Raw genomic sequence first — 25359 nt, 5'->3', positions numbered from 1 at the left:
TATCACACAATTATTAAATTTAGAAGGGGTTAAAATAACTAGATACTGTCAAGTAAAAGTTGGCAAAATTATTATTTTTAAATTTAATCATCCAATTTTGCTGTTTTAATTATGTTTTTATGCCCGATAGGGCAAGAGTATTCTATTTATACTTTCTACAATTTTAAAAATAAATTTACATATACTTTACAATGATTTCAAAATTGTTATTCTATAATACTAGACTTATGATTATAGAATAACAATAAGTCTGAGAGCCCTATTTTTAGGTCTAATTCTATTTATTCATCAGTATTAATGCTCTATTATGTTGTATTTTTTTAGGCTTATATTAGAGCATAGGTATCGTATGTTAGCTTATTCTTTTAAGTTATATAATATATTAGATATTAAAAACTTAGGTTCATTTGACTTGCACATTTGCAACCTAACATGTCCTTTATGGCTTTTCTTCCGTTAGTTACTGAACATTGACTAAATGGCATGCTTGCTCTTTTGTGTTTGTATATCTTGCTTTTCTTTGGCTTTTTATTTACTTCTGCTGCTGTTAATCCTACTTTTTCTATTATTTCTTCAAGCTTTTCTTCTTTTATTTCTTTGTTCAGTAGTGATTTTATTGTTGTTGCTAATTCTTTGCTTGCTTTTTCTGCTAGTATCTTGGCTAAGTTACTGGCTCCTTGTATTGACCAACTTGTTTTATTCCCTTTCATCCTTTGTGCTAATATATCACATATGCTATGTTCCATTGTTCCTAGATTTCTATATTTAATTCCTTCTGGTGGTTGCGGCATATTTATGTCTGGGCGAAGTTTGTAGAGCACTATCCCTTCTTTGTTGTTTACTAGGTAATTATATAGTGCCTGTAATTTCTTCATTTTCTTTTGATTATCATTGTTTTCTATCATTAGTTTTGTTATCATTTCTAATCCTTCTTCTATGTTACCATTGCTTAGTTTCTTTATTATTTCTTTTGCCTTTTTCTTATCTTCTATGTTCTTAAGTACTGCTTGATTTCTATGAAATGGATCTAATTGAAAGTGTGAATTGTCTTCTTTTATAACTTCTTTTATCCAGTTTGCTCCATCTCCATTTACTATTTTTGTTTCTATTTCGTCAGTATTATATTGTTTCGCTATTTTGGCTTGTCTTAGTTTTCTAAATTCTTTACTACTTCCAAAGCTTGCATATGCTTTTTTGTTCTTTAGTACATATCTATCTTTTTTCTCATGCTTCTTCTCCCAGCCTTCATAAAAAATTCCTAATTTTAGTTCTTTTTTCTCTTTTCCCTTAGTCTTTTTATCTTTACCTTGGATATTTATCCACACTCCATCCATTTCTTCAAACAATATTTTTGTTTCTTTTTTGCCTTGTAATTTTTCTTCGTTGTTTAATTTTATTTCGTGTTTTTCTTTTTGTTTTAGTTGTTCTCCTAAGTTTTGTATTATGTTCCAAGCTGCTGAATGACTTATACTTTGGTTTGTCATTTCTGTTATTTTATTTGCTGTTTTTCTATATGATTCATCTGTTGCTAGATCTACTATTTTTTCTACTAGATTTGTAGATATATGTCCTATGGTTTCCATTTTTAAGTATTCATCTAAAAGGCATTTGTAACCTCTTTTACCCTCTTGTGTAGTATATTGATATATTCTACGTTTATATTCAATTTCGCCCATTATTGTTTTTATGGTAGTTTTCTTTAATCCTTTATTTCTATATTCTTCTTTATCTCTTTCTTTCATTAATTTATTATCTAATTTTTCTAATAGCTCTACGAGCATTTCACATGCCTGTCGGCATACAAGCTTATATATAATTTTCTCTAAGTTCTTGAAATTAATTTCTTTTTCATCTAAACTTATATTATACATGTAATCATCCCTTTTATAGTTTTCTTATTAATTACTATTATATTGGATGATTCATATATGTTAAAGGTGCTTTCGGGCATCTTTTTCATTTTTGTTGTTTTTGCCTACTAAAATTATACTCTAAGAAATAACTAAAATATCACATGGTGATTCTTTTGTTAAAATCCATATTACAACCGATCCAAAAGAACATACTTGTCCTGCTTGTGGTGCTAAAACTTCTAAAATTCACGATTATAGAGAACAAACAATTAAGGATTTGCCTTTTCAGTTTAAGCACACCTACCTTGTGCTTCGTAAAAGAAGATATGTTTGCTCTTGTGGAAAGAGATTTTATGAGTCTTATGACTTTCTGCCTCGCTATCACCGCATGACTAACCGGTTGGCATTTTTTATTTGTCAAGAGCTTACTAAGTTAACTAGCCTAACTTCTGTAGCTAAAGTTGCCAATGTTTCTGTTTCTACTGTTATTCGTATTTTTAATTATGTTAATTATGATGTTCCTACATTACCTAAGGTTCTTTGTATTGATGAATTTAAAGGTAATGCAGAGACTGGAAAATATCAATGTATTCTTGTTGATGGGGAAAAAAATAAGGTTTTAGATATTATTCCTAATAGGTATCAAAGTGCCCTTGTAAGCTATTTTAGGCGATTTTCTCGTAAGGAAAGAAATAAGGTAAAGTTCTTCGTCTGTGACATGTGGCAGCCTTACGTTGACTTAGCCAAAGTGTTTTTCCCTAAAGCTAAAATTATTATTGATAAATACCACTTTATTAGGCATGTAACTTGGGCTATTGAAAATGTGAGAAAGCGTATTCAGAAATCTATGTCTACCACCCTTAGAAAATATTATAAGCGAAGCAGAAAATTAATTCTAACTCGTTACTATAAGCTTAAGAATGAGAATAAAGAAGCTGTTGATTTAATGCTTTTATATAATGATGACTTACGTATTGCCCATAAGCTTAAAGAGTGGTTTTATGAAATCTGTCAAAGCAATAAATATTCTTATCAATGTACAGAATTTGCTCAATGGATTGAAAATGCAGAAAACTCTGGAATACCAGAGTTTGAAAAATGTGCAGCTACATATAGAAGATGGTATAAAGAGATTAAAAATGCTTTTAAATATGGTTATACTAATAGTCCAACTGAAGGTTTTAATAATAAGATTAAGGTATTGAAACGAATATCTTTTGGGCTTAAAAACTTTCATAGGTTCCGTAATAGGATTCTTCACTGTACTAGATAAATATCTAAAAAGTAAATACCTATATGAAACCTACATTTTAGCTAGGTTTATTTAAGTGCACCCAAAAATACGTATAGCTTTATCCTCCTCAACCAAATGCAAAAATTAGAGCTAAAAATAGTAATGGAGTGTGATTTAAAAAAATCCCACCCCAAATATTGACAAAGAGCCTTTACTTTTTCATTCATTTAAATAATCATAAATAAAATATAATTTTAGTTTCAATCCCTCATAGTAAAATAATAACTGGATATCCATAGCCACAATACTATAGACGCATTCTTGTTTCAATTCCTTATAGGTAGAATAGTAATACTTTACATGTATTGATATTATCAAGTTTTTAGCTTGTTGTCAATTTTATTTTACAATATTTTTCTTTAGCTTTTATATCTAATAAGTATATTCATTGAAAAAGCTTAATCTCATGGTAATTTAATTCAAAATACAAAATGTCTATGTTTATCAAGGATTAGCATTATTTCAATTCCACTGTGGTCCGATTAAAACACAAAGGTATTAAATGAGTTCTGGGATTTCTTAAAGTATTTCAATTCCACCGTGGTCCGATTAAAACGGTAGTATTTAATAGTTTTGAACCTACTAATTTAGGAAATTTCAATTCCACCGTGGTCCGATTAAAACCCCATCAATTTGCTGTAAAAATAGCCATTTATATTTTTATAGATTTTCATTTTAAAAAATTACTTCTAGTACTTATCAGGGTTTGAAGATAATTTCGATTTGTCGACCCCTAGGGGTTTTTGCATCACAGAGGGTCGACAAACTATTTTTTAGTGTCATTTCTACTCCTACTTTGAAAATATTTCTACATTTTATTTAAAAATCCTTCTTTATTTTCATTATACATTCAGCTAAGTATTATTAATAAAATATAAAATAATTATTGTTTTTCAAATATACAGTATTTTCATAGATAGCATATTAATAATTATGGATAAATAAAAATTACTTCTTATCTATATCTTTCACCCACTTTTTAAAACCACCTGTTTCTTGAACTTCTTCATATAGAAATTTAATAAAAGCAAGTATTACTAATATTATAAATATAATTACCACCGTTGTGCCAACTCCTCATTTAAATCCTCATATGTATAATAATAATTTCATTACACATATTGATTTTATTAAGTTTTTAATCTTTTGTCAATTTTACTTTTACCATATTTTTCTTAGAATTTCATATCTAAAAAACAAATATATTCCCTATAGAAGCTCAAACTTAAAGTATTTAATTAAAATACAAAATGTCGTTAGTCTTCAAAGGTTTTTACACCATTGGAAGGCGACGACTTTTTTTATATTTCACTATAAGTTTATTAATTTTGATTATAATTATTCTATTACAAGCATTAAAGAACACAGAATGTTCATAATTTCATCAAGTAGAGCTAATTTAAAGAATAAAAACACATATATATGTTTTGTATTAAGAAATGGTGTAATTGAAATGACTGCAACAAAAACAATAAGAAATCATTTATCTATTGTGTCTTCTATTCTTGAAATAAAAAATCTAGATTATTCTGTTTTCTCTACTTCAAATAAAGTATATATTAGAAAATCTATTACTATTCAAGGAATTTACCAGGTGTATCTAAAACATTAGAATAAAAAATATATCTAGTTTCAATTACCATTTAAATTCCTCATAGGTAGAATAATAACATATTATATGTAGCAAAATACATAAGAGAAAATTATTGTTTCAATTCCTCATAGGTAGAATAATAACGTTATAAGTGAAAGCACTAGATTTATGCTCTACCTGGTTTCAATTCCTCATAGGTAGAATAATAACGATATATACTACTGATAAAAATGGTTATAAAGTTAAGAGTTTCAATTCCTCATAGGTAGAATAATAACAAAAAGCGACCGTTACATTTTCATGACCTATACATATGTTTCAATTCCTCATAGGTAGAATAATAACTTAGTTTGACAGCAGCTTTTGATACATCTGAAAGCTAGTTTCAATTCCTCATAGGTAGAATAATAACGATAAAAACAAAAATAAAATTGGTAGAATTTATCCTGCGTTTCAATTCCTCATAGGTAGAATAATAACCTCTAAATTTGGATTGAAGGTGATATTATGTTAGAGTTTCAATTCCTCATAGGTAGAATAATAACTTAGTTTGACAGCAGCTTTTGATACATCTGAAAGCTAGTTTCAATTCCTCATAGGTAGAATAATAACGATAAAAACAAAAATAAAATTGGTAGAATTTATCCTGCGTTTCAATTCCTCATAGGTAGAATAATAACCTCTAAATTTGGATTGAAGGTGATATTATGTTAGAGTTTCAATTCCTCATAGGTAGAATAATAACTTATGCTTCTGCTAATCTAAATCTTGAAATTATATAGTTTCAATTCCTCATAGGTAGAATAATAACACTAAGTCCTAAATACTCGGCAAAATCTTTTTGAAATTGTTTCAATTCCTCATAGGTAGAATAATAACCTACAAAACAGCTACAATGCAACATATCGAAACAGGATAGTTTCAATTCCTCATAGGTAGAATAATAACCCTGAAACAGTAAATATTAGGGTGGTGGAGTAGATGAGGTTTCAATTCCTCATAGGTAGAATAATAACCTGGACCTGCTTCTTTTGAAGTTGGTACAAGTTTACGTTTCAATTCCTCATAGGTAGAATAATAACTTTTTGAATCAGAGAGTGAAAAGAGATTATGTATAGATGTGTTTCAATTCCTCATAGGTAGAATAATAACGGTGATAAAAACGCAGTAAGACATATACTCTACAACGGTTTCAATTCCTCATAGGTAGAATAATAACTTGTTGGAGATCTAGATTATTATTTAGTACCTGGTATGTTTCAATTCCTCATAGGTAGAATAATAACAGTAGTAGTGATAGTCAAAATGAAAACACAGTATCAAGGTTTCAATTCCTCATAGGTAGAATAATAACTGGGATATATCAAAAGGTAGAAATATAGGAACTATCAGCAGTTTCAATTCCTCATAGGTAGAATAATAACGAAAACAAACAATTAGGCTTTACAAACAATTTGTTGAGTTTCAATTCCTCATAGGTAGAATAATAACACAGGTTGCACATTGTGCAACCTAACTAAAAAAGAATAGTTTCAATTCCTCATAGGTAGAATAATAACGATAAATTATTGTAAAATACAGAATTTAAAAAATTATGTTTCAATTCCTCATAGGTAGAATAATAACAAGATACTCTAAAGCAGACCCCCATGGTATATAGGAAAGTTTCAATTCCTCATAGGTAGAATAATAACAACTATCTTGAAAATTATTTATTTTTACCACCTTCTTGTTTCAATTCCTCATAGGTAGAATAATAACTTGCAATTTAAGCATAAATTTTCTTGACAATACATACAAGTTTCAATTCCTCATAGGTAGAATAATAACCTCCATTTGTCCCGTTTAGAAACTCTTTTCAATTAGTTTCAATTCCTCATAGGTAGAATAATAACTTAGCTGGTTGGAGTGTGTGGCTTGTTTAGTTCCTGCGTTTCAATTCCTCATAGGTAGAATAATAACTCCGACCTCCATAAAAGAACAGAGATAGCCTTAGAAGGTTTCAATTCCTCATAGGTAGAATAATAACTTTATCTCTACTCTAATGATGAGCATAGAAAAGAATGTTTCAATTCCTCATAGGTAGAATAATAACTATCGGCTTTCCATTTTTCCTATGAAACTGTTCCCAGTTTCAATTCCTCATAGGTAGAATAATAACAAATAAATCTTCTAACGCAAATAATTGCAAATTAAATTGTTTCAATTCCTCATAGGTAGAATAATAACCCTTCTATTGCTTTTACTTTTATTTCAGAATCATTATAGTTTCAATTCCTCATAGGTAGAATAATAACATGCAAACTACTACTGTGGCAGATGCAACCATTGATGAGTTTCAATTCCTCATAGGTAGAATAATAACCAAGCCTGAAAACAGTGATTGTGTCAGTATAGCCATGTTTCAATTCCTCATAGGTAGAATAATAACAGAATATAGGAGTTCCCTTTCTTTTCTATGCTGCAGTTTCAATTCCTCATAGGTAGAATAATAACACAAAGAGAGAATAGAAAAAGAAGTGCTTGTAAACCGTTTCAATTCCTCATAGGTAGAATAATAACTGAAATATGAGCCGAACGAAAAACAGAGATTGTTCCAGTTTCAATTCCTCATAGGTAGAATAATAACAATAAAATACATAGCTATTTCAACTACAAACAAACCTAGTTTCAATTCCTCATAGGTAGAATAATAACATTCTAGTCTTGAATTTTGTCCCTATAGGGAGTATGGTTTCAATTCCTCATAGGTAGAATAATAACTTAAGGATTTCCTCTACATCGTTTGGTATCTTATACTGTTTCAATTCCTCATAGGTAGAATAATAACCATCAAAGACTTAATGTATGAGTCAAGATTAGATGACTTGTTTCAATTCCTCATAGGTAGAATAATAACCCTCAAACTCAGAAATCATTTTTTTCAAATCCTCACTAGATTTCAATTCCTCATAGGTAGAATAATAACTTGTCTTATTAAGTTTCAGAAGTTCCCGAGTATTTACAATTTCAATTCCTCATAGGTAGAATAATAACGCTTTAGGTATGCAGAAACAGAAAGAAATTTTCTAATTTCAATTCCTCATAGGTAGAATAATAACAGGAAAATGGATTTTCAGTAAATATTACATTTGGGAAATTTCAATTCCTCATAGGTAGAATAATAACTTTTTTGCAGAGCATAAGTGGAACTGATGGAACGAGATTTCAATTCCTCATAGGTAGAATAATAACTGCGCAATTGGAGGTTGTTATAAATACAGATGTAGGATTTCAATTCCTCATAGGTAGAATAATAACTCCTTTATCTATCAATTCTTTCGGCGGTTCTACGTTGATTTCAATTCCTCATAGGTAGAATAATAACTCTTCGTATCATAGTCAAATGAAAAGGAAATTTCTTATTTCAATTCCTCATAGGTAGAATAATAACTCCAACTTCAATTTGTTCTATCTTGTTTGCAAGTTGACATTTCAATTCCTCATAGGTAGAATAATAACAGTTGTGCTGGATCTGTTGATTGTGCCATCTTGCAATAATTTCAATTCCTCATAGGTAGAATAATAACCCATTACATACATTGATTTTATCAAGTTTTTAATTTTTTGTCAATTTTATTTTTACCATAATTTTCTTTGACTTTTATATCTAAAAAATGATCATATTTATTGTAATCACTTAATCTTAAGGCAATTTACTTTAAAATATAAAAATGTCGTCGATCCCCAAGGGTTTTTACGCTATTGGGGGTCGACGACATTTTTATACTTTACTTATTTTATAAGTTGCTTGATCTAAATATGGTCAAAGCTAAGTCTCTATAAGGAGCAAATATTTGGATATATAATCCATATATACATTAATTCTAAATTTTTAAAACCAGTCTTATTTTATACATTACGGTATTTTTATTATTGGGTGTTTATTTTATATAGTACAACGAGTTAAATTAGCATAAAACTAATCATGGCTTTTATTAAGATTAAAAGTATATTTAATCAGCTTCTATAGATAATTCTCAAATAACATTAAAATATCTTTACTTGGTTTGTTCAGTTTCTCAAACCATTTGTTTGGTTTACTAGTACCACCTATTATTTCTTCTAAATCTTCAAATACATTCATACTTTTTCTAAGATCCTCAATTATCTTATTTTTTAATTGTTCTCTTTCTTTTAAAGGTTCGTTGTCTGATTTCATCTTAATTAACCTCAGTAAATCTTGATATACTTCCCATGAGAAATCTTCTAGCTTAGGCAAATACAAGTACAAGTACTTAACATTTTTTCGAGAATTATAATAATTATTAGTATCTATGATTAACAAATCCACATCATTTTTCTCATCTTCTAGAGAATTTATAATCTCCTTTGGTATACCATACATCAAATATCCCATAGAATGATAATAATATGATCCCAGTTCTTTTTTTACTTCATAATTATCTTTAAATAACATTATAGTTGTTAGTAGAAAAAAAATACTTACTAAAACAAGTACTATTATCAACGTTCTATTTTTTATCGCCATCAGCTAGTTCTCCTTTCAAAAAAAAGGTAATATTCCCTCTTAAAAAATTGAAAAGTTACTTCAAAATATTCTGTTGCGATTTGAGAATCTAAATAATAAGTAACTGCTCCTACTAATTAATAAGAGTCAACTATTCTTTATCTTACCTTCGAATAAAGCCATACATATGATTACCATCTAGCTTTTCTTTTTTTGTAGCAATTACTTTATCAACCTTTATTATAATATGTTATTATCAATAAAAATCCCGCAAAAATAGAAAAATTCCACTGTGGTCCGATTAAAACGATAATGGGGGAAGAGTTCCTGCTTCTAGTAAAAAGAATTTCAATTCCACTGTGGTCCGATTAAAACCCATCAGTTTGGTGTAAAAATAGCCATTTATATTTTTATAGATTTTCATTTTAAAAAATTACTTCTAGTACTTATCAGGGTTTGAAGATAATTTCGATTTGTCGACCCCTAGGGGTTTTTGCATCACAGAGGGTCGACAAACTATTTTTTAGTGTCATTTCTACTCCTACTTTGAAAATATTTCTACATTTAATTTAAAAATCCTTCTTTGTTTTCATCATCTATCCAGATATTTAATAACAGAGAATAATTACTTATAACACATTTTATTTCTATCATTAAGTATATCTTGCCTAAAGTCTTTTATGTATTATTAAATATATTTTGCTGCCCTTGCTTCTTAATCTTTTGTATTAATATCTCTATGTACTTATCTATTTCATCATCTGTAAGATTGCTTTTGTCTTTTAAAAAACGAATTAAGCTGTCCATACATATTCCTCCTAAAAAACTTTCAGCGGCGAAATCGAATATATATTCTTTTTTAAAAGATAACATTTTATCTTTGTTTTAGCAAGATAAACTATAAGCATAGTAATAATTATAATTTATTAGAAATAAATTACTAATTAAAGAACTATATTTTGTCGACTTTTCTTTTTATAATAGAAACAATATAATTCAATTGAAATTATATGGCTAGGTGATAAATAATGAATGTATGTATTTATTTGAGAAAGTCAAGAGCTGAAGAAAATTTATCCGTTGAAGAAGTTTTGAGCAAGCATAAAACAACTTTATTAGCTTATGCACAAAAGTATAATTACAATATTTTAGATATAAAAGAAGAAATTATTTCAGGTGAATCAATCACTAGAAGGCCAAAGATGCTAGAGTTATTACGTGAAGTTGAAGATAATAAATACGACGCTGTGTTAGTCATGGATATAGATAGACTTGGTAGAGGTAATATGAGAGAACAAGGTCTTATTCTTGAAACATTTAAGGAATATAATACTAAGATAATTACACCAAATAAAATTTATGATTTAGATAATGAATTTGATGAAGAATATTCAGAGTTTGAAGCTTTTATGGCCAGAAGAGAATTAAAAATTATCAAGAAACGATTACAGCGAGGCAGAATGAAAAGTTTAGAACAAGGAAATTATATCAGTCCTTATGCTCCATATGGATATGATAGAGATGTTGAAAACAAAACTTTGACTATAAATAAAGAACAAGCTAATGTAGTAAAACTAATATTTGATTTATATGTAAATGAAGGCTATGGTGATACTAAAATAGCCAACTACTTAAAGGAAAATAAAATATGCAATAAACATGGTAATACTAATTGGGATAAAACAACTATAAGAAAGATAATTCAAAATCCTGTTTATATCGGCAAAATCGTTTGGAATAAACGTAAATATAAGTATTTAGATAATGGTAATAGAACAAGCTCTTTCAGAGATAAAAAAGATTGGACCATATTTGAGGGAAAACATAAGCCTATAATCGATGAAAAAACATTCTACAAAGCTCAAGAGTTAACTAAAGAAAGATATGTACCACATTTACATACCAATAGGCAACTTAAAAATCCTCTTGCAGGTATTGTAAAATGTGGAGTCTGTGGTGCTACAATGACTATGAGGTCACATAAAAACAAACCTAATATTCTTAGGTGTTATAAAAGTTGTGGAGGTGTAAAATCAAGCTATCTCTATTTAGTTGAAGAAAGAGTTTTATCTATTACAGTAAAAGAATTAGAAAAAATAAAGTTCAATTTTGAATACGAAAATAACAATAGACTATCTAATACAGAACTTAATGTATTAAAGGATGCTATAAAAACAAAAAATAAACAACTTGATACTCTTAAGCTACAAAAAGAAAAATTATATGATTTATTAGAGCAAGGCATATATGATAATGATACGTTTTTAAATAGAATGAATACTTTATCACAAAAAATTACTATAGTTAACAATGATATTAAAAAATTAGATAAAAAAATTATAGAAATACAAAATAGAGAAAACATGAAAAGTAATATAATTCCTGAAATTAATAATTCTATTAAATTTATAAAGACATTGTATTCAGAACTAAATCCAGAGCAGAAAAATGAATTTTTAAAAAGTATCATCGATAAAGTTGTTTATACAAAAGATAAAGATGCAGACAAAAATGGCTTCAAACTTGATGTTTTCTTGAAGATATAGATTAGGATATTGCAGGGGTATGATATGACCTTCATTCCAGTATCGCCTTCACCACCAGCTTCGCATTTAATTATCCTTGCTAACAATTCTCTATTTGAAAAAGCCATGATGATACCCCCTTTTCTCCAGTTAATTTATTATATTAATTTAACATTAAAACTGCTACTGTATAAATTTAGGAAATAATATAAAAATAGCTAAACTTAAATTATTCCCTTAAACTTCTACTCTATTCATTCATTACATAGGTTGAAGCATAAATCATACTATTTATAAATCATTATTAATCTCAAGCCTTCTATGTTTTATTTGCATAAATAGTTAAACCCAAAAACTGAAAAATTGTATAATAAGGAAAGAAACACTCTTTTATTATATTCATTAAATCTTATCTTATTGGAAAAGAATATTTCAAAAATACTTAAAAATACTATTAAACTGATAAATAGTATAATTAAGAATATCAATAATCTAATTATCCTCTTTGACTCTAACTTCATCATCCTCACACTCTCTTAATTCAATATCTTCAGAAGCAGTCTGTAATAATGCTAATGACGCAAGGCTGGATACCATTGAACTCCCTCCATAACTAACAAATGGTAATGTTACTCCTGTTAATGGTATCATTTTTATTGTACCTCCTATTATTATAAAAGCTTGGTATCCCAAAAACAATGTTGTTGCTAAAGCAATAATTCTATAAAAAAGAATATTTTGCTCTAAAGCTATCTTAAATCCTCTATAAGCAAGTATCAAAAATAAGATAATTATCGATATTCCAACAAATACGCCCATTTCCTCGCATATTGCAGAAAAAATAAAATCTGTATGAACTTCTGGAATAAATTCTGGATGTCCTCTTCCAACTCCAACTCCAAAAAAGCCTCCTTCTGAAATAGCAAATAATGATTGAGTTATTTGATATCCTTTATCATTTATTGATGCCCAAGGGTTTATCCAAGCTTCAATTCTCCTTTGTACATGATCAAATACAAAAATACTTGTAAATGCAGAGACAATCCCTAATATAATGTTTAAAAACACTATTTTTCTGTTCTTACTATATATATAAATAATAGACATGTATACAAGATAAAAAATAGCAGCTGTACCTAAATCCTTCTGTATAACGAGAAATACAAAATATACATAGCAGCTCAAGTTGAACAAATACTCGTTGAACAAATACTCATTGTGTCTATCTTTGTCCTCAGAATAGTATTTTGCTAAATAAAGAGTAAATAAGATCTTAATTATTTCTGAAGGTTGAAAACTAAAATGGTTAAATCTAATCCAGTTTACAGATCCCTTTATTTTAGAACCATATACTATTGTTATTAAAAACAAGAGGCCAGACATTGTAAAATAAAAATATAAGCTATTAAATTTGTACAATAAACTTTTTTTTGAAAAAAATAAATATATGAAGAAGAACAAAACTATACCTATAATAAACCACAAGATCTGCTTTATACCCATCATAGGATCTATTCTATAAATCATTATTACTCCTATGCTAACAAGCATGCTAGTTATCAAAAAAATATACTGATCTCCTGAAGAAATTTTTAATAATATAATATTTGATAAATATATTGTAAATAGCAATAGTAATCCAAATAACAATATAGTTTTATTAGCATTTTGTCTTTCGTACATAATTAATAGTAATAACCCCATAATATCTATTAAAACTAATAAATGTTGAGGTTTAATATGATTAAAAAATTTAAGTTTCATTTCTACACCTCTTTATGTATAAACAAAAACTCTATATTGCCAATTCTTATTCTATCGCCATCGCTTAATACTGTAACATCTAATATTTTTTCACCATTTATATATGTCCCATTTGCACTTCCTAAATCTTCTATATAATAATTATTTTCATCTAATATAATACGAGAATGCTCTTTCGACACATATGGGTCTTTAATTATGACATTATTATTCCTTGCTCTTCCTATTGTAAGTAACTTATCTATCATATATACCTCTCTTATCTTAAAAGGTAATGTATCTTTTCTATTAATAAGTTTTAAATATGCACTTTTTTCATCTCCTGAAAATTGCATATTTTTAATATCTAAATAAATCATTTTCACTATAATGTAAATGAACAAATACATAATTATAATAAAAATATATTTAAATACTACAGACACAACATTGAACATATTATCACCTGCTATTTTATTTTTCATTTAAAATAATATCATAAAATAATGTATGTGTTATATCAAACATTATTTTATTTCTTTTTTATACTAATTTGATATAATATTAATAAACTTTTATTATCATGTAAAGGGGGCATAAAATGAGAGGAAAATTATATCGTTCATCTACAAATCAAATATTAAGTGGAGTATGTGGAGGAATCGGAGAATATTTTGATATAGATCCTACTATTATAAGATTAATATGGATACTAATTTCTCTCCCTTCACCGATAACTTCGATAATAGTTTATATTACATGTACTATAATAATTCCAGAAAACCTATATACAGGTGATAATGATTTTTCAGGTAGAAATGTTGGAAATAGAGCTATTCTATTTGGTAGTATTTTAATAATTATAGGTGCAAGCCTCTTACTTAAAAATATATTTCCTTGGTTTAACTTTAATTGGTATTATATAAAAAAATTCTGGCCTGCTATATTTGTTCTGCTAGGAGTATATATAATAATTAAAGAAAGACAAAACTATTAAAGAATCTCTAATCTGAGATTCTTTTTTTATATTAGATTATTTTTTTTGTATATGGTAATAATGAATAGTGTATATATCACTAAAGATAACTTAAGGAGTGTTACAATGCGAATACCAAATCATATAGGAATAATTCCAGATGGCAATAGAAGATGGGCTTTAAAAAATGGATTATCAAAAGAAAAAGGCTACGCTAACGGTCTTACTCCTGGATTAAAGCTATTTAAACTTTGTGAAAAAATAGGTATAAAGGAAATGACATACTATGGTTTTACAGTTGACAATACAAAAAGGCCGGCTGAACAGACAAGAGCATTTACTCAAGCATGTATAGATGCAGTAAAAATGCTTTCTAATGAAAATGCGTCTCTTCTCGTAGTAGGAAATACAGATTCAAAAATGTTTCCTCGTGAGTTAATCCCATACACAACAAGGAAAGTATTTGGTAATGGCAAAACTAAAATTAATTTTTTAGTAAATTACGGTTGGCAATGGGATTTGAAAGATTTATTTTTAAAAAAAATAAATAAGTCAATATATGATTCCATAAAATCAAAAGATATCTCCAGAGTAGACCTTATAATACGTTGGGGAGGTAGAAGAAGATTAAGTGGCTTTTTACCAGTACAGTCTGTATATGCTGATTTTTATGTTATTGAAGATTATTGGCCTGACTATAAAGATGAACACTTATATCAAGCTTTAGAATGGTATGATATACAAGATATAACACTAGGAGGGTAATAGATTATTCCCTTTTAGTGTTTTTTATTATAAGGAAATTGCATAATTACTACAAGGTCAAAATTTATAACTTTCAAAATTTCTTGAATTATTTTACTGTGAAATTTCCTTATTACGTTAATTGATAAAATCAAAGTAAAATGCTAAAATATTAATACTAAACTATGATTAAGAAAGGAAAATAATATGAAAGAATATAGTGTTTTTGACGTTTTAGGTCCTGTGATGATCGGACCTTCAAGTTCTCATACTGCAGGTGCTGCTAAATTAGGTAAACTTGCTGCTGTAATTATTAGTGAAAAATTTAAATACATTGATTTTCATCTTCATGGTTCATTTGCTAAAACATATAAAGGTCATGGAACTGACAGAGCATTAGTTGCAGGCATAATGGGTATGGATCCTGACGATGAAAACTTAAAATATTCTTTAAGATTAGCTCAAGAAAATCAAATTGGTATTAAATTCATAGAAGATGATTTAGGTTATGTACATCCTAACACAGTTAAGTTTGTTTTTAAAGATATCAACGAAAAAATTATTGGGGAAGTCACAGGATCTTCTATTGGCGGTGGAAATGTTGTTATAACAAATATAAATGGAAATTCTGTTGAAATCACAGGTAATAGTTCCACACTTATCATTAATCAAATAGATAAAAAAGGAGTAATAGGTAAAATAACTACTACTATAGCATCAAATAATATAAATATTGCAACTATGAAAGTAAGCAGAGAAGGTAAAGGAAAACGAGCATGTATGATTATAGAAGTAGATAGTAAAATAACATCAAAATTAATATCAGATCTTAATGAAATCCAAGAAGTACTATCCGTAAAAGCAATAAATATTTAAAGGAGATAGAGTGAAATGTATAATACTGGTAAAGAATTGCTAGAAATAACTATAAAAAGAAATACAAAAATATCAAATATTGTTATTGAATATGAAAGCGAACTTCAAGAAAAACCTATTAGTTATATAAGAGAAAAGATGAAAGAAAGATTGAAAATAATGTTTGAATCATCATCTTATGCACTTAATAACGATATAAAATCAGTAAGTGGTTTATCAGGTGGTGACGCAAAAAAAGTAGAGGAATATAGAAAAAAAGGCAAAACACTATCTGGTGATATAATTGTCAAAGCTATAGCAAGAGCCATGTCTACTTCAGAAGTTAATGCTGCTATGGGGAAAATAGTAGCTGCACCTACTGCTGGTTCTTCTGGCATTATACCTGCTGCAATCGTAACAGCTGCAGAGGTATTATCAGCAAGTGAAGATGAAATGGTAAATGCACTCTTTACTGCTAGTGGCATAGGTCAAATAATTGCAAAAAATGCTACTGTATCTGGAGCTCAAGGAGGTTGTCAAGCTGAATGTGGTTCAGCTGCTGCTATGGCTGCAGCTGCATTAGTGGAAATGTACGGAGGAACACCTCAAATGTCTCTAGATGCAGCTAGTATTTCGCTGAAAAACGTATTAGGTCTTGTATGTGACCCTGTTGCTGGTCTAGTTGAACATCCATGTATAAAACGAAATGCCATTGGAGTTGTAAATGCTTTTATATCTGCTGATATTGCTCTTGCAGGAGTAAAAAGCATAATTCCATTCGATGAAGTAGTAGACGCAATGTATAAAGTTGGCAATTCTTTGCCAACTACTTTAAAAGAAACTGCATTAGGAGGAATTGCAGCTACTGAAACTGGAAAGACAATAGCCTCGAGAATATCTTAAATATTGGAGGTATATAATGAATAACATGTTACCATTAAAAATTTACAAAGCTTTAAAAAGCAACTTATTGAATAATGATTTATTAGATAGTAATAATATATCTAGAAAAACTATTGAATATAATCTAATTAGCAATGATTTTTTATCCATAATTAATGAAATGGTAAAAAACAGCGATTTTAGTTGCAAAGCTATTTTAGAGTTATGCAAGGATATGATAGAGTCAGTTTCAGGTAGTAAATGTAACGACTGGCTCTATTATATATATCAATTTACTGTAAGCAAATCTTTTCCTTCTTCCGTAGATATTGTATTTGATAATAATCTAAACAAAGGAGCCATCATTTATCTTGAAGCATCTAAGGTATTTTCTAAGTATGAACATATTATTGCACCTGATAATTTTTACTGCAAATATCCTTTAACCTTTATATCTAATGAAGAAGAATTTAACTCTAGGTTTAGAGAAGAGTACAAGAAATTTAAAAAATGTTTTAATAATCTTTATGTATATGAGATGATGAAATTAAATCAAGAATTAACAGGACATAATACTCTAGACCATATTAGTGGAGTTCACTACATAGCTGTATATATTGCAAGACAATTAAAACAAATAGGGTTGCCTGTTGATTTAGGTATTGTCTCTGGCTCTGCTGCTGGACATGATATTGGGAAATTTGGATGTAAAGGTGAAGAATTAAAAAGAGTCCCATATCTTCACTACTATTACACAGACTTATGGTTTAAAAATCATAATATTCCTTATATCGGACATATAGCTACCAATCACTCAACATGGGATTTAGAATTAGAAAATCTTCCTCTTGAATCTCTTATACTTATATACTCTGATTTTAGAGTTAAAAATAAAAAAGTTAATAATTCAAATGAAATGCATATTTTTTCTTTAAGCGAAGCTTTCAACATTGTATTAAATAAATTAGATAATGTAAATGAAACAAAAGAAAAAAGATATAAACGTGTATATGCTAAACTTAAAGATTTCGAGGATTATATGATAGATTTAGGTATAAGTGTTGATTTAAACCAAACTACTAATAAAAAAAATAATATTAAATATTATTCTCTTATGCAAGGCAATGAAATAATTAATAATATTAAATATTTTTCTATTGAACACAATATAAATCTTATGAATAAGCTCATAGATGAAAAGTCTCTAAACAATATCCTTGATATGGCACGTAGTGAAAATAATTGGAACAATTTAAGAGGTTATCTACAGATATTTGAGGAATACTCGACATATTTAACTCAAAGGCAAAAAGTTATTACAATTAGTTTTCTATATGAATTGCTAGTTCATAAAGATGAAGACATCAGAAAGCAATCTGCAGAGTTAATAGGTACTTTAATAGCTTTATTTGACGAAGAATATAGGAAAGAAATACCTCAAAATGCTTCAATTCAAAATCCTGCAATAACTAGTTTTAAACTTTTTAAAAAATATCTAACCTTATTTCTTAATCCAGACCATAAAATGATACAAGTCCACAGAGACTGGATAAAATATAATCTTAAAGTAATGATATCATCTGTTTTTAAAAACTCGCGTAAAGAAAAAATTGCAAAATATGTAGATATACTACTAAACTTTTACAATGAATCTCAAAATTATGACCAATCACCACAATTTTATAATATACAGACAGTCAAATATATTCCATTAAACCATATTAGTAATAAATCTTTTGAAAAGCTTTGTGATTACGTTGTTGATATGCTAAATAATACAAATATTGAAATAAGATTAAGTGCCTTAGAAGCTGCATATTATTTAATTTCAAATAAAAAAAATAGTAATTTTGAAAATAAATTAAAAAATGTGCTTTGTATTAATCCAGTTTCATCATTTCCTGCTGAAAATTTCTTGAAATATAAAATAGCTAAAGAAATTAATATTAGTAGAGAAATATTTCATAAAATACAATTAAGTAGGATTAAAGATAATAAAAATATTTCAGAGATCTTTTTAACTAATCTTAAAAGTGCAACCAATTGGGTAAGTAAAAAAATCCATATCCATCTTCTTTTAGAAGAAGCAATAAAAAACCCTGAAAAAACAGGAATTCATACTGCAATGCATTTTTGCAATCTTATAAAAGTAAGTGCAATAGAAAGCGTACGCAATCATGCAGGAGAAGCATTGGTAAAAATGATGCCATATCTTTCTCTAGACAAAAGAAATGACGTAGCTGTAGAGTTATTAAGAGGATTAGAAATTCAAGGTTACCAGTTTACTAGATATATTCCCCAATATCTAGGTCAAATAATACTTTATCTGCCTCCAACAGAATTAGACGAAATAATTGATGATTTCTCTGAAAAAGTAAAACAATCTAATACTCAAATTATTTTCTTAATACTTAGAACTGTAGGAATTACTATTCAAAATTATCCAAAATATAGAAGTAATTTTAAAGAAGATGAAAAAGATTATGATAACAGACTTATTAAAATGCTTGGTATACTATTAAATGGCTTAATAAATTATAATCAACACATAAAACACGAAGCTTTCAGAATAATTGGAAAAGAAGTATTTGATACCCAAAAACTTAGTCTAGAACAAAAAAATAAAATATTTAATCTTATATGTAAAAAAATACTTACATTGTTACCAAAAAGGGAAGAAAATCAACTTTTATTCTTAAATAATTCAGTTTCATTAAATTATATATACAGATTCATATCTGATTATAATTTCTTTAAAGGAAAAATAAACATTAGTCAAAACAATAAAATAGCATTTTTCCCTGGTACATTTGATCCTTTTTCTCTTAGCCATAAAGAAATTGCCAAGGAAATAAGAGATTTAGGATTCGAAGTATATTTGGCAGTTGATGAATTTTCGTGGTCAAAAAGAACTCAACCTCATAAGTTAAGAAGAAATATTATCAGTATGTCCATAGCTGATGAATTAGGTATATATTTGTTTCCAGAAGATATACCTATAAATATCTCTAATCCTAAAGATTTAAAAATGCTTAAAGATTTATTTCCTAATGCAGATGTATATATTGTTGTGGGAAGTGATGTTATTTTAAACGCTTCATCATATAAGAAAGCTATAGAAGAACATTCAATTCACAATTTCCCACATATTATTTTCAATAGAAAAAGCATATCATCATCAGAAAATGATGATATAGAAATAAAAAAAGCATTAAATAAAATAAAAGGTAATATTATAAACTTATCACTTCCCCCTCAATATGAGGATATTAGTTCAACACAAATTAGGAGATATATAGACCAAAATAGAGATATCTCAGAACTAATTGATCCTTTGTCTCAAAAATATATATATGAACAAGGAATATATCTTAGAGAACCACAGTATAAATCTTTAGTTCAAATAAAATCTTTAGATATTCAAGTCATTGAATATATAGATGATGATATTGCATCTTCTTTAACAAAAACTTTTTTTGATGGCAGTAATGAAATGTTTCAATGCTTAAAAAAAGTAAATAGTATACCAAATTCTAGAATAATGATAATAAAAGATATTAATAAAAATACTATATTGTATTTTTCTGTTTTCCATTGGCTTAGATCAACCATGATATTTTCTCAATTTAAAAATAAAAATATATCTGAATATATTAGAAAAAATGCTTCTGGAAGAATTATAGTAATAGACGGTATCTTCGCCAATAAAAATATTAAAATAGATAATCCATATCAAATTATTTTAAATCAAACTTTAACTTACTGTATCGCAAAAGATTATAATTATGCGATTTTTAAAAATTATTTTCCTGTAAGTACACCATTTGAGTTACAAGAAACTTTACGATGTTTTGGATTTGAAATGCTTTCATTTAAAAGTGAAAATAAAAATGTTTTCGTTGTTAACATGAATAGACCATGTACATTAAATCTAGATTTAGAAAATGTTTTAAAAGATTCATTGGGTTACAACGAACAAATTCGAAAAACTATTAAGCAAACCAGAAAAAAACTTCAAAAGTCAATATCACAGCTATATCCAGGAAATCTTGTTCTATCTTTTGACCAAGAAATACTTTATGATATTTTAATAGGTAAAATTTGCAAAACTAATGAAGTACCTACTAAACAATTAAAACCGAGAAAATTAGGAAAGTATATGTGTGTGCCATTTGGAACAATACTAAACGGACGTATTATCCCAAATACTGTAACAAAATCAATGCATACAGAAAAGATGTATGCACCGGATATTAATTCATTTGACATAGGTCCATTTCCATATTATATGGATCTTAATAATCAAATTAAAATGCTCAATTCTTTTGATAGACCTGTTATTCTTGTAGATGATCTTCTAAACAAAGGATATAGAATAAAAGCTATAATGCCTTTGTTAAAAAAATGGAAAATAGAAATTAAAAAAATTATTGTCGGAATATTAACAGGAAAAGGCAAAGAGTTAATGGAGATAAATAATATGGAAGTAGATAGCGCATACTATATACCTAATCTAAATGTCTGGTTTAATGAAAATGATTTATATCCTTATATTGGTGGAGATACAGTATGGAGAGGTTTTTTCCCAGAAAGAAATATACTACCATCAATAAACTTTATATTGCCGTATACATCGCCAGTATTTATCAAAAATACATCAAATGAAAAAATATTTAATCTGTCTAAAGTATGTATAGAAAATTCAATAGACATTTTTACTGCTATTGAATCTGAATATCAAAGAATTAATGAAAAAAATCTTACTCTTAAGGATTTAGGTAAAGTTATACAAAACCCTAGATATCCTGATAGAGGAAAACATATAAAATATGACTTAAATCTTAAAGTATCGGAATATCTAAAGAATGATCTAGAACAACTAAAAAGAATGGAAGATATAGTCATTAGAAAATCTTAGAGGTGAATATAATGTATTATTATTCAATAGATAACAAAATACTCTTTTCTAAGCATAAATACGATTATTTAGAAAAGAAAGACGAAATAATTGCTAAAAATTATGATGGTATACTATATTATTTAGTAAAACTACCTGTTGGAAGATCTAGAAAAAGCTTTTGCATTTCAGATGCTTCTCTTTTAAACGTAAATAAAGAAGATATAGAGTTGTTAAAATATAATAACCACAATATAGATATACCTCAATGGTTAAAATCAAAAATTAATTCACGTCAAGTTATAGCTTTAAATACATCTTATGATAATTGGCAAGATATGCTTAACCGTGAATTTCTCAAAGAAAAGTGGAAAATAAACATACTAGCTTTGGGAGATGTAGGAGGAATGCTTTTAACTGGATTAAGGCTAATGGGTAGTAAACACATTGATTCAATAGGTATATATGATAGAAATCCAGATAAAGTTAAGAGATGGGAATATGAGATGAATCAAATACTTCCTCCTTTTAGTAAAGATTCTTATCCTGATGTAAAAGGTATTTCTTATGACGAATTATTTGACTGTGATATGTTTGTTTTTTGTGCATCTCGCGGAGTCCCTCCAGTGGGAAGCAATATCAAGGATGTGAGAATGGCTCAATTAGAAAGTAATTCAAAAATAATAAAAGAATATGCAAAATTAGCAAGAGATAAAAATTTTAAAGGAATCTTTGCTGTAGTTTCTGACCCTGTAGATTTATTATGCAAAGTGGTATTTAATGAAAGTAATAAGGACTTAAATGGAAATTTAGACTACAAAGGCCTTGCTCCTGAACAAATTAGAGGCTATGGACTAGGAGTTATGAATGCAAGGGCTTGTTACTATGCTAAACAAAGTAAAAAAACTTCTCATTTTTTGAATGAAGGAAGAGTTTTTGGTCCTCATGGAAAAGATCTAATAGTAGCTGATAGTATAAAAAACTACAATGAAGAAATATCAGAATATCTTACTCAAAAAACTATTACTGCAAATTTAGAAGTTAGAAAAACTGGATTTAAACCATATATTGCACCTGCTCTTTCTTCTGGATCATTGTCAATATTGTATACCATTAGTGGCCAGTGGCACTATAGTTCCACCTTTTTAGGAGGAGTATATATGGGTGCAAAAAACAGATTGACTCACTCAGGTACAGAATTGGAAAGATTGGTTTTACCCTCTTCTCTTTATGAAAAGATTAAATTAACCTATAAAAGGCTAGGTGAAATTATATGAAAGGCAATTATATAATAGTTGCAGATAAACCCTCTTTAATGCTAGAAAAAATGATAAATAGTATAATGAGTGCAGGAAATTTTGAAGTCATAACCAATAGTAATAATCTACCTGATTTAAGAAATAAAAAAATAGTCTTTACTGCAGAACTAGATAAATCAGGCTTTAGCATAAATCTTTCAAAAATCATAAATGAACTTTATGATAAAGGATTAGACTCTCTTTACGGTTCAACAGGTGCGGCACTGATACATAGTAACGGTGAACTATTTACGAAAACTGCAGCTCAAAATATTATTTTTCATGCAAACTCTCTTGGCTGTCGTTTCCCAGGTAGACCTATTGTTGAGGCAACTGGGTCACTAAATAACCTACGTACACTTCAAAAGATAACTAACAAATCTTTAGAAGATACTTGTATTGAAGCATGCTATAACCTAGGAGATAGATTAATAAAATATAGTCCTCAACAAACATATAAAAAGCCTAAATTATTAGTACTTCACTCTAGTAATAGAAATACATCAAATACAATGAGACTCTGGGATATGGTGAAAAAACATTTAAAGGATATTGATATAAATGAAATACATATAGCTAACGGAACAATACATGACTGCATTGGTTGCCCATATAAAACCTGTAAACACTACGGTGAACAAAGCAGTTGTTTTTATGGTGGATTTATAGTTGAAGAAATATATCCTGCTATTTTAGATGCAGATATTCTTTTATGGATTTGTCCTAATTACAATGATGCTCTTTCCGCAAATCTTACAGCAGTCATAAATAGACTAACAGCATTATTTAGAAAAACTAAATTTTACGACAAAACCATGTATTCGATAATAGTATCTGGTCATTCAGGAAGTGACGCTTTAGCAAAACAATTAATAAGTGCATTAAATATCAACAAAACCTTTAGACTTCCCCCCTACTTTGCTCTCATGGCTACTGCTAACGATAAGGACGCTATATTATCTGTGCCAAATATTGAAGATAGAGCAAAAAAATTTGCTCATAATATTATGGAAGAAATGTTGTAAGTGTGTGAAACCTCGACCAAGGGGACGGTTCTCTTGGTTTTATTTGTGTCAACCAAGAGAACCGTCCCCTTGGTTTATGCCATTGGTTTATGTTAATGGATTAAAAGTATATTTGTAATCTACACTTTGATTATTAAATTTATTAAATTGAATTTGGTTTTCTTCAGTATTTTCATCATAAATTCCCATATTAATAGTTATTATTTTTAGAGTTCCATCTATATTTCTTATATCATATCTTCTAGTTATAATATTATCTGGAACTAATACATCATCTGAATCATCATTTTTAATGGTAGATTTTGTAAAAACATATATGTTTTTTTCATCACTATATACTTTTGACATTTCAACCTTTACTTCATCTGATGTATCTGTCGTATTCCTTATCTCGTTTATTTCATCTTTATTAAGCTTTTTCATATCAATAATAGGTACATATCTTCTATCATAATGGCTGTCATCATCAATCCAATCTGCAAAAAATGTATCTAATTTATCTAGTTCACTTATATATTCATCATAAGTTAATAAGAAATTAGAAAACTTATGATCTAATTCTTCTATCTTTTTTACAACATTTATTATTTGTATAATTTCATCTTTATTATATCCCTCTATATTTTCTCCTACTAATATTCCTATATTCTCCTTTTTAGATATATTATTTGTCTGTGACTTTGTTGAATTTAATAAACTAAATATTGCTATTATAATAAATAAAGCAATCCCTATAATAATCCATTTTCCTAATTTTTTTAACTTCATAATCTTTTTAAACCACCTTTCTACATTTAGATAATATACAATAACAAAATATGTCCAATGCACGCATAATTATTAACATAAATTTTGTTTTTACGCAGCTTGCCGTTCCCTCTATACATTAGTTTATTCCTATAATATGTTCTAATTCACTTTCATTAAATTCCTTAAGTCAGCTATTATTAATATTTACATATATATTATGTTGATTTTCATTAGCTATACTTTTTGTATTGCTAATATATAAATTGTTACGATATATCTTTTAATGCCTACTATATATTCCTATATTTTCCTATATATTATTATATATATATATATTACTTGTAAATCTTATTTTAGCGCCTATGCTGTGCGCACACATAAAAAGGCTGTGGAAAAATCCCACAGCCTTTTTT

The 25359-nt window shown here is 27.8% G+C and carries 16 protein-coding genes and 1 CRISPR repeat array; of the genes, 10 read left to right on the top strand and 6 right to left on the bottom strand.

What is annotated here, in order from left to right; all coding sequences use genetic code 11:
• Positions 1-389 precede the first annotated feature (389 nt).
• Entirely contained in the window at positions 390-1871 is a 1482-nt protein-coding gene (locus ACZ41D_RS06915) for an ISLre2 family transposase (protein ID WP_464150702.1), read from the bottom strand.
• A gap of 127 nt (positions 1872-1998) precedes the next feature.
• On the opposite strand from ACZ41D_RS06915, the gene ACZ41D_RS06910 reads away from it, so the two are divergent.
• Together ACZ41D_RS06910 and ACZ41D_RS06905 are read left to right on the top strand one after the other, a co-directional pair.
• On the top strand, positions 1999-3126 hold the full coding sequence (locus ACZ41D_RS06910) for an ISL3 family transposase (RefSeq protein WP_464153127.1): 1128 nt from the start codon (positions 1999-2001) through the stop codon (positions 3124-3126).
• Positions 3127-4516: 1390 nt separating this feature from the next.
• The gene (locus tag ACZ41D_RS06905) at positions 4517-4759 is read left to right on the top strand and encodes a hypothetical protein (RefSeq protein ID WP_464150701.1); all 243 of its coding nucleotides are present in this window, start codon (positions 4517-4519) and stop codon (positions 4757-4759) included.
• Positions 4760-4788: 29 nt separating this feature from the next.
• Positions 4789-8310: direct repeats of the CRISPR family, unit length 30 nt; unit sequence GTTTCAATTCCTCATAGGTAGAATAATAAC.
• Between the two features lie 437 nt (positions 8311-8747).
• On the opposite strand, the gene ACZ41D_RS06900 is transcribed toward ACZ41D_RS06905, so the two are convergent.
• Together ACZ41D_RS06900 and ACZ41D_RS06895 are read right to left on the bottom strand one after the other, a co-directional pair.
• Entirely contained in the window at positions 8748-9272 is a 525-nt protein-coding gene (locus tag ACZ41D_RS06900; protein WP_464150700.1) for a hypothetical protein, read from the bottom strand.
• A gap of 657 nt (positions 9273-9929) precedes the next feature.
• The gene (locus tag ACZ41D_RS06895; protein ID WP_464150699.1) at positions 9930-10058 is read right to left on the bottom strand and encodes a hypothetical protein; all 129 of its coding nucleotides are present in this window, start codon (positions 10056-10058) and stop codon (positions 9930-9932) included.
• Between the two features lie 221 nt (positions 10059-10279).
• On the opposite strand from ACZ41D_RS06895, the gene ACZ41D_RS06890 reads away from it, so the two are divergent.
• The gene (locus tag ACZ41D_RS06890; RefSeq protein ID WP_464150698.1) at positions 10280-11797 is read left to right on the top strand and encodes a recombinase family protein; all 1518 of its coding nucleotides are present in this window, start codon (positions 10280-10282) and stop codon (positions 11795-11797) included.
• A 471-nt stretch (positions 11798-12268) separates the two neighbouring features.
• Here the strand turns inward: ACZ41D_RS06890 and ACZ41D_RS06885 are convergent, their stop codons facing one another.
• Both ACZ41D_RS06885 and ACZ41D_RS06880 read right to left on the bottom strand, forming a co-directional pair.
• A complete protein-coding gene (locus tag ACZ41D_RS06885) occupies positions 12269-13540 on the bottom strand; it encodes an FtsW/RodA/SpoVE family cell cycle protein (protein WP_464150697.1) in 1272 nt (423 codons plus the stop codon).
• A 2-nt stretch (positions 13541-13542) separates the two neighbouring features.
• Entirely contained in the window at positions 13543-13977 is a 435-nt protein-coding gene (locus tag ACZ41D_RS06880; protein ID WP_464150696.1) for an FHA domain-containing protein, read from the bottom strand.
• Between the two features lie 143 nt (positions 13978-14120).
• On the opposite strand from ACZ41D_RS06880, the gene ACZ41D_RS06875 reads away from it, so the two are divergent.
• From ACZ41D_RS06875 to ACZ41D_RS06845, 7 genes are all read left to right on the top strand, one after another.
• Entirely contained in the window at positions 14121-14516 is a 396-nt protein-coding gene (locus tag ACZ41D_RS06875) for a PspC domain-containing protein (protein WP_464150695.1), read from the top strand.
• Positions 14517-14621: 105 nt separating this feature from the next.
• Positions 14622-15260 (top strand): undecaprenyl diphosphate synthase family protein, encoded by a 639-nt coding sequence (locus ACZ41D_RS06870; RefSeq protein WP_464150694.1) that lies wholly within the window; start codon positions 14622-14624, stop codon positions 15258-15260.
• A gap of 186 nt (positions 15261-15446) precedes the next feature.
• Positions 15447-16115: an L-serine ammonia-lyase, iron-sulfur-dependent subunit beta gene (gene sdaAB, locus ACZ41D_RS06865; protein ID WP_464150693.1), complete on the top strand. Its 669-nt coding sequence runs from the start codon at positions 15447-15449 to the stop codon at positions 16113-16115.
• Between the two features lie 15 nt (positions 16116-16130).
• Complete coding sequence (gene sdaAA / locus ACZ41D_RS06860) at positions 16131-16997, top strand: L-serine ammonia-lyase, iron-sulfur-dependent, subunit alpha (protein ID WP_464150692.1); 867 nt, start codon at positions 16131-16133, stop codon at positions 16995-16997.
• A 16-nt stretch (positions 16998-17013) separates the two neighbouring features.
• A complete protein-coding gene (locus ACZ41D_RS06855; protein WP_464150691.1) occupies positions 17014-21894 on the top strand; it encodes a cytidyltransferase in 4881 nt (1626 codons plus the stop codon).
• 11 nt (positions 21895-21905) lie between these two features.
• Entirely contained in the window at positions 21906-23150 is a 1245-nt protein-coding gene (locus ACZ41D_RS06850; RefSeq protein WP_464150690.1) for a lactate/malate family dehydrogenase, read from the top strand.
• Positions 23147-24196 carry a flavodoxin family protein gene (locus ACZ41D_RS06845; RefSeq protein WP_464150689.1) on the top strand — a complete coding sequence of 350 codons (1050 nt, stop codon included), beginning with the start codon at positions 23147-23149 and terminating at the stop codon, positions 24194-24196. Before ACZ41D_RS06850 ends, ACZ41D_RS06845 begins: the two co-directional genes overlap by 4 nt.
• Positions 24197-24283: 87 nt before the next feature.
• Here ACZ41D_RS06845 and ACZ41D_RS06840 read toward each other — a convergent pair whose 3' ends face one another.
• A complete protein-coding gene (locus tag ACZ41D_RS06840) occupies positions 24284-24964 on the bottom strand; it encodes a hypothetical protein (protein ID WP_464150688.1) in 681 nt (226 codons plus the stop codon).
• Positions 24965-25359: the final 395 nt, after the last annotated feature.

Source organism: Brassicibacter thermophilus (assembly GCF_055378355.1).
Note: the sequence above shows the minus strand (reverse complement) of the source record. Positions and strands in the feature narration are given on the sequence as shown.

Bases quoted from the DNA above. Each gene is read 5' to 3' on its own strand.
- ACZ41D_RS06905 (WP_464150701.1), top strand. From the start codon at position 4,517: ATGTTCATAATTTCATCAAGTAGAGCTAATTTAAAGAATAAAAACACA.
- ACZ41D_RS06885 (WP_464150697.1), bottom strand. From the start codon at position 13,540: ATGAAACTTAAATTTTTTAATCATATTAAACCTCAACATTTATTAGTT.
- ACZ41D_RS06850 (WP_464150690.1), top strand. From the start codon at position 21,906: ATGTATTATTATTCAATAGATAACAAAATACTCTTTTCTAAGCATAAA.
- ACZ41D_RS06895 (WP_464150699.1), bottom strand. From the start codon at position 10,058: ATGGACAGCTTAATTCGTTTTTTAAAAGACAAAAGCAATCTTACAGAT.
- ACZ41D_RS06855 (WP_464150691.1), top strand. From the start codon at position 17,014: ATGAATAACATGTTACCATTAAAAATTTACAAAGCTTTAAAAAGCAAC.
- ACZ41D_RS06890 (WP_464150698.1), top strand. From the start codon at position 10,280: ATGAATGTATGTATTTATTTGAGAAAGTCAAGAGCTGAAGAAAATTTA.
- ACZ41D_RS06900 (WP_464150700.1), bottom strand. From the start codon at position 9,272: ATGGCGATAAAAAATAGAACGTTGATAATAGTACTTGTTTTAGTAAGT.
- ACZ41D_RS06880 (WP_464150696.1), bottom strand. From the start codon at position 13,977: ATGTTCAATGTTGTGTCTGTAGTATTTAAATATATTTTTATTATAATT.
- ACZ41D_RS06915 (WP_464150702.1), bottom strand. From the start codon at position 1,871: ATGTATAATATAAGTTTAGATGAAAAAGAAATTAATTTCAAGAACTTA.
- ACZ41D_RS06870 (WP_464150694.1), top strand. From the start codon at position 14,622: ATGCGAATACCAAATCATATAGGAATAATTCCAGATGGCAATAGAAGA.
- ACZ41D_RS06845 (WP_464150689.1), top strand. From the start codon at position 23,147: ATGAAAGGCAATTATATAATAGTTGCAGATAAACCCTCTTTAATGCTA.
- sdaAA (WP_464150692.1), top strand. From the start codon at position 16,131: ATGTATAATACTGGTAAAGAATTGCTAGAAATAACTATAAAAAGAAAT.
- ACZ41D_RS06840 (WP_464150688.1), bottom strand. From the start codon at position 24,964: ATGAAGTTAAAAAAATTAGGAAAATGGATTATTATAGGGATTGCTTTA.
- sdaAB (WP_464150693.1), top strand. From the start codon at position 15,447: ATGAAAGAATATAGTGTTTTTGACGTTTTAGGTCCTGTGATGATCGGA.
- ACZ41D_RS06875 (WP_464150695.1), top strand. From the start codon at position 14,121: ATGAGAGGAAAATTATATCGTTCATCTACAAATCAAATATTAAGTGGA.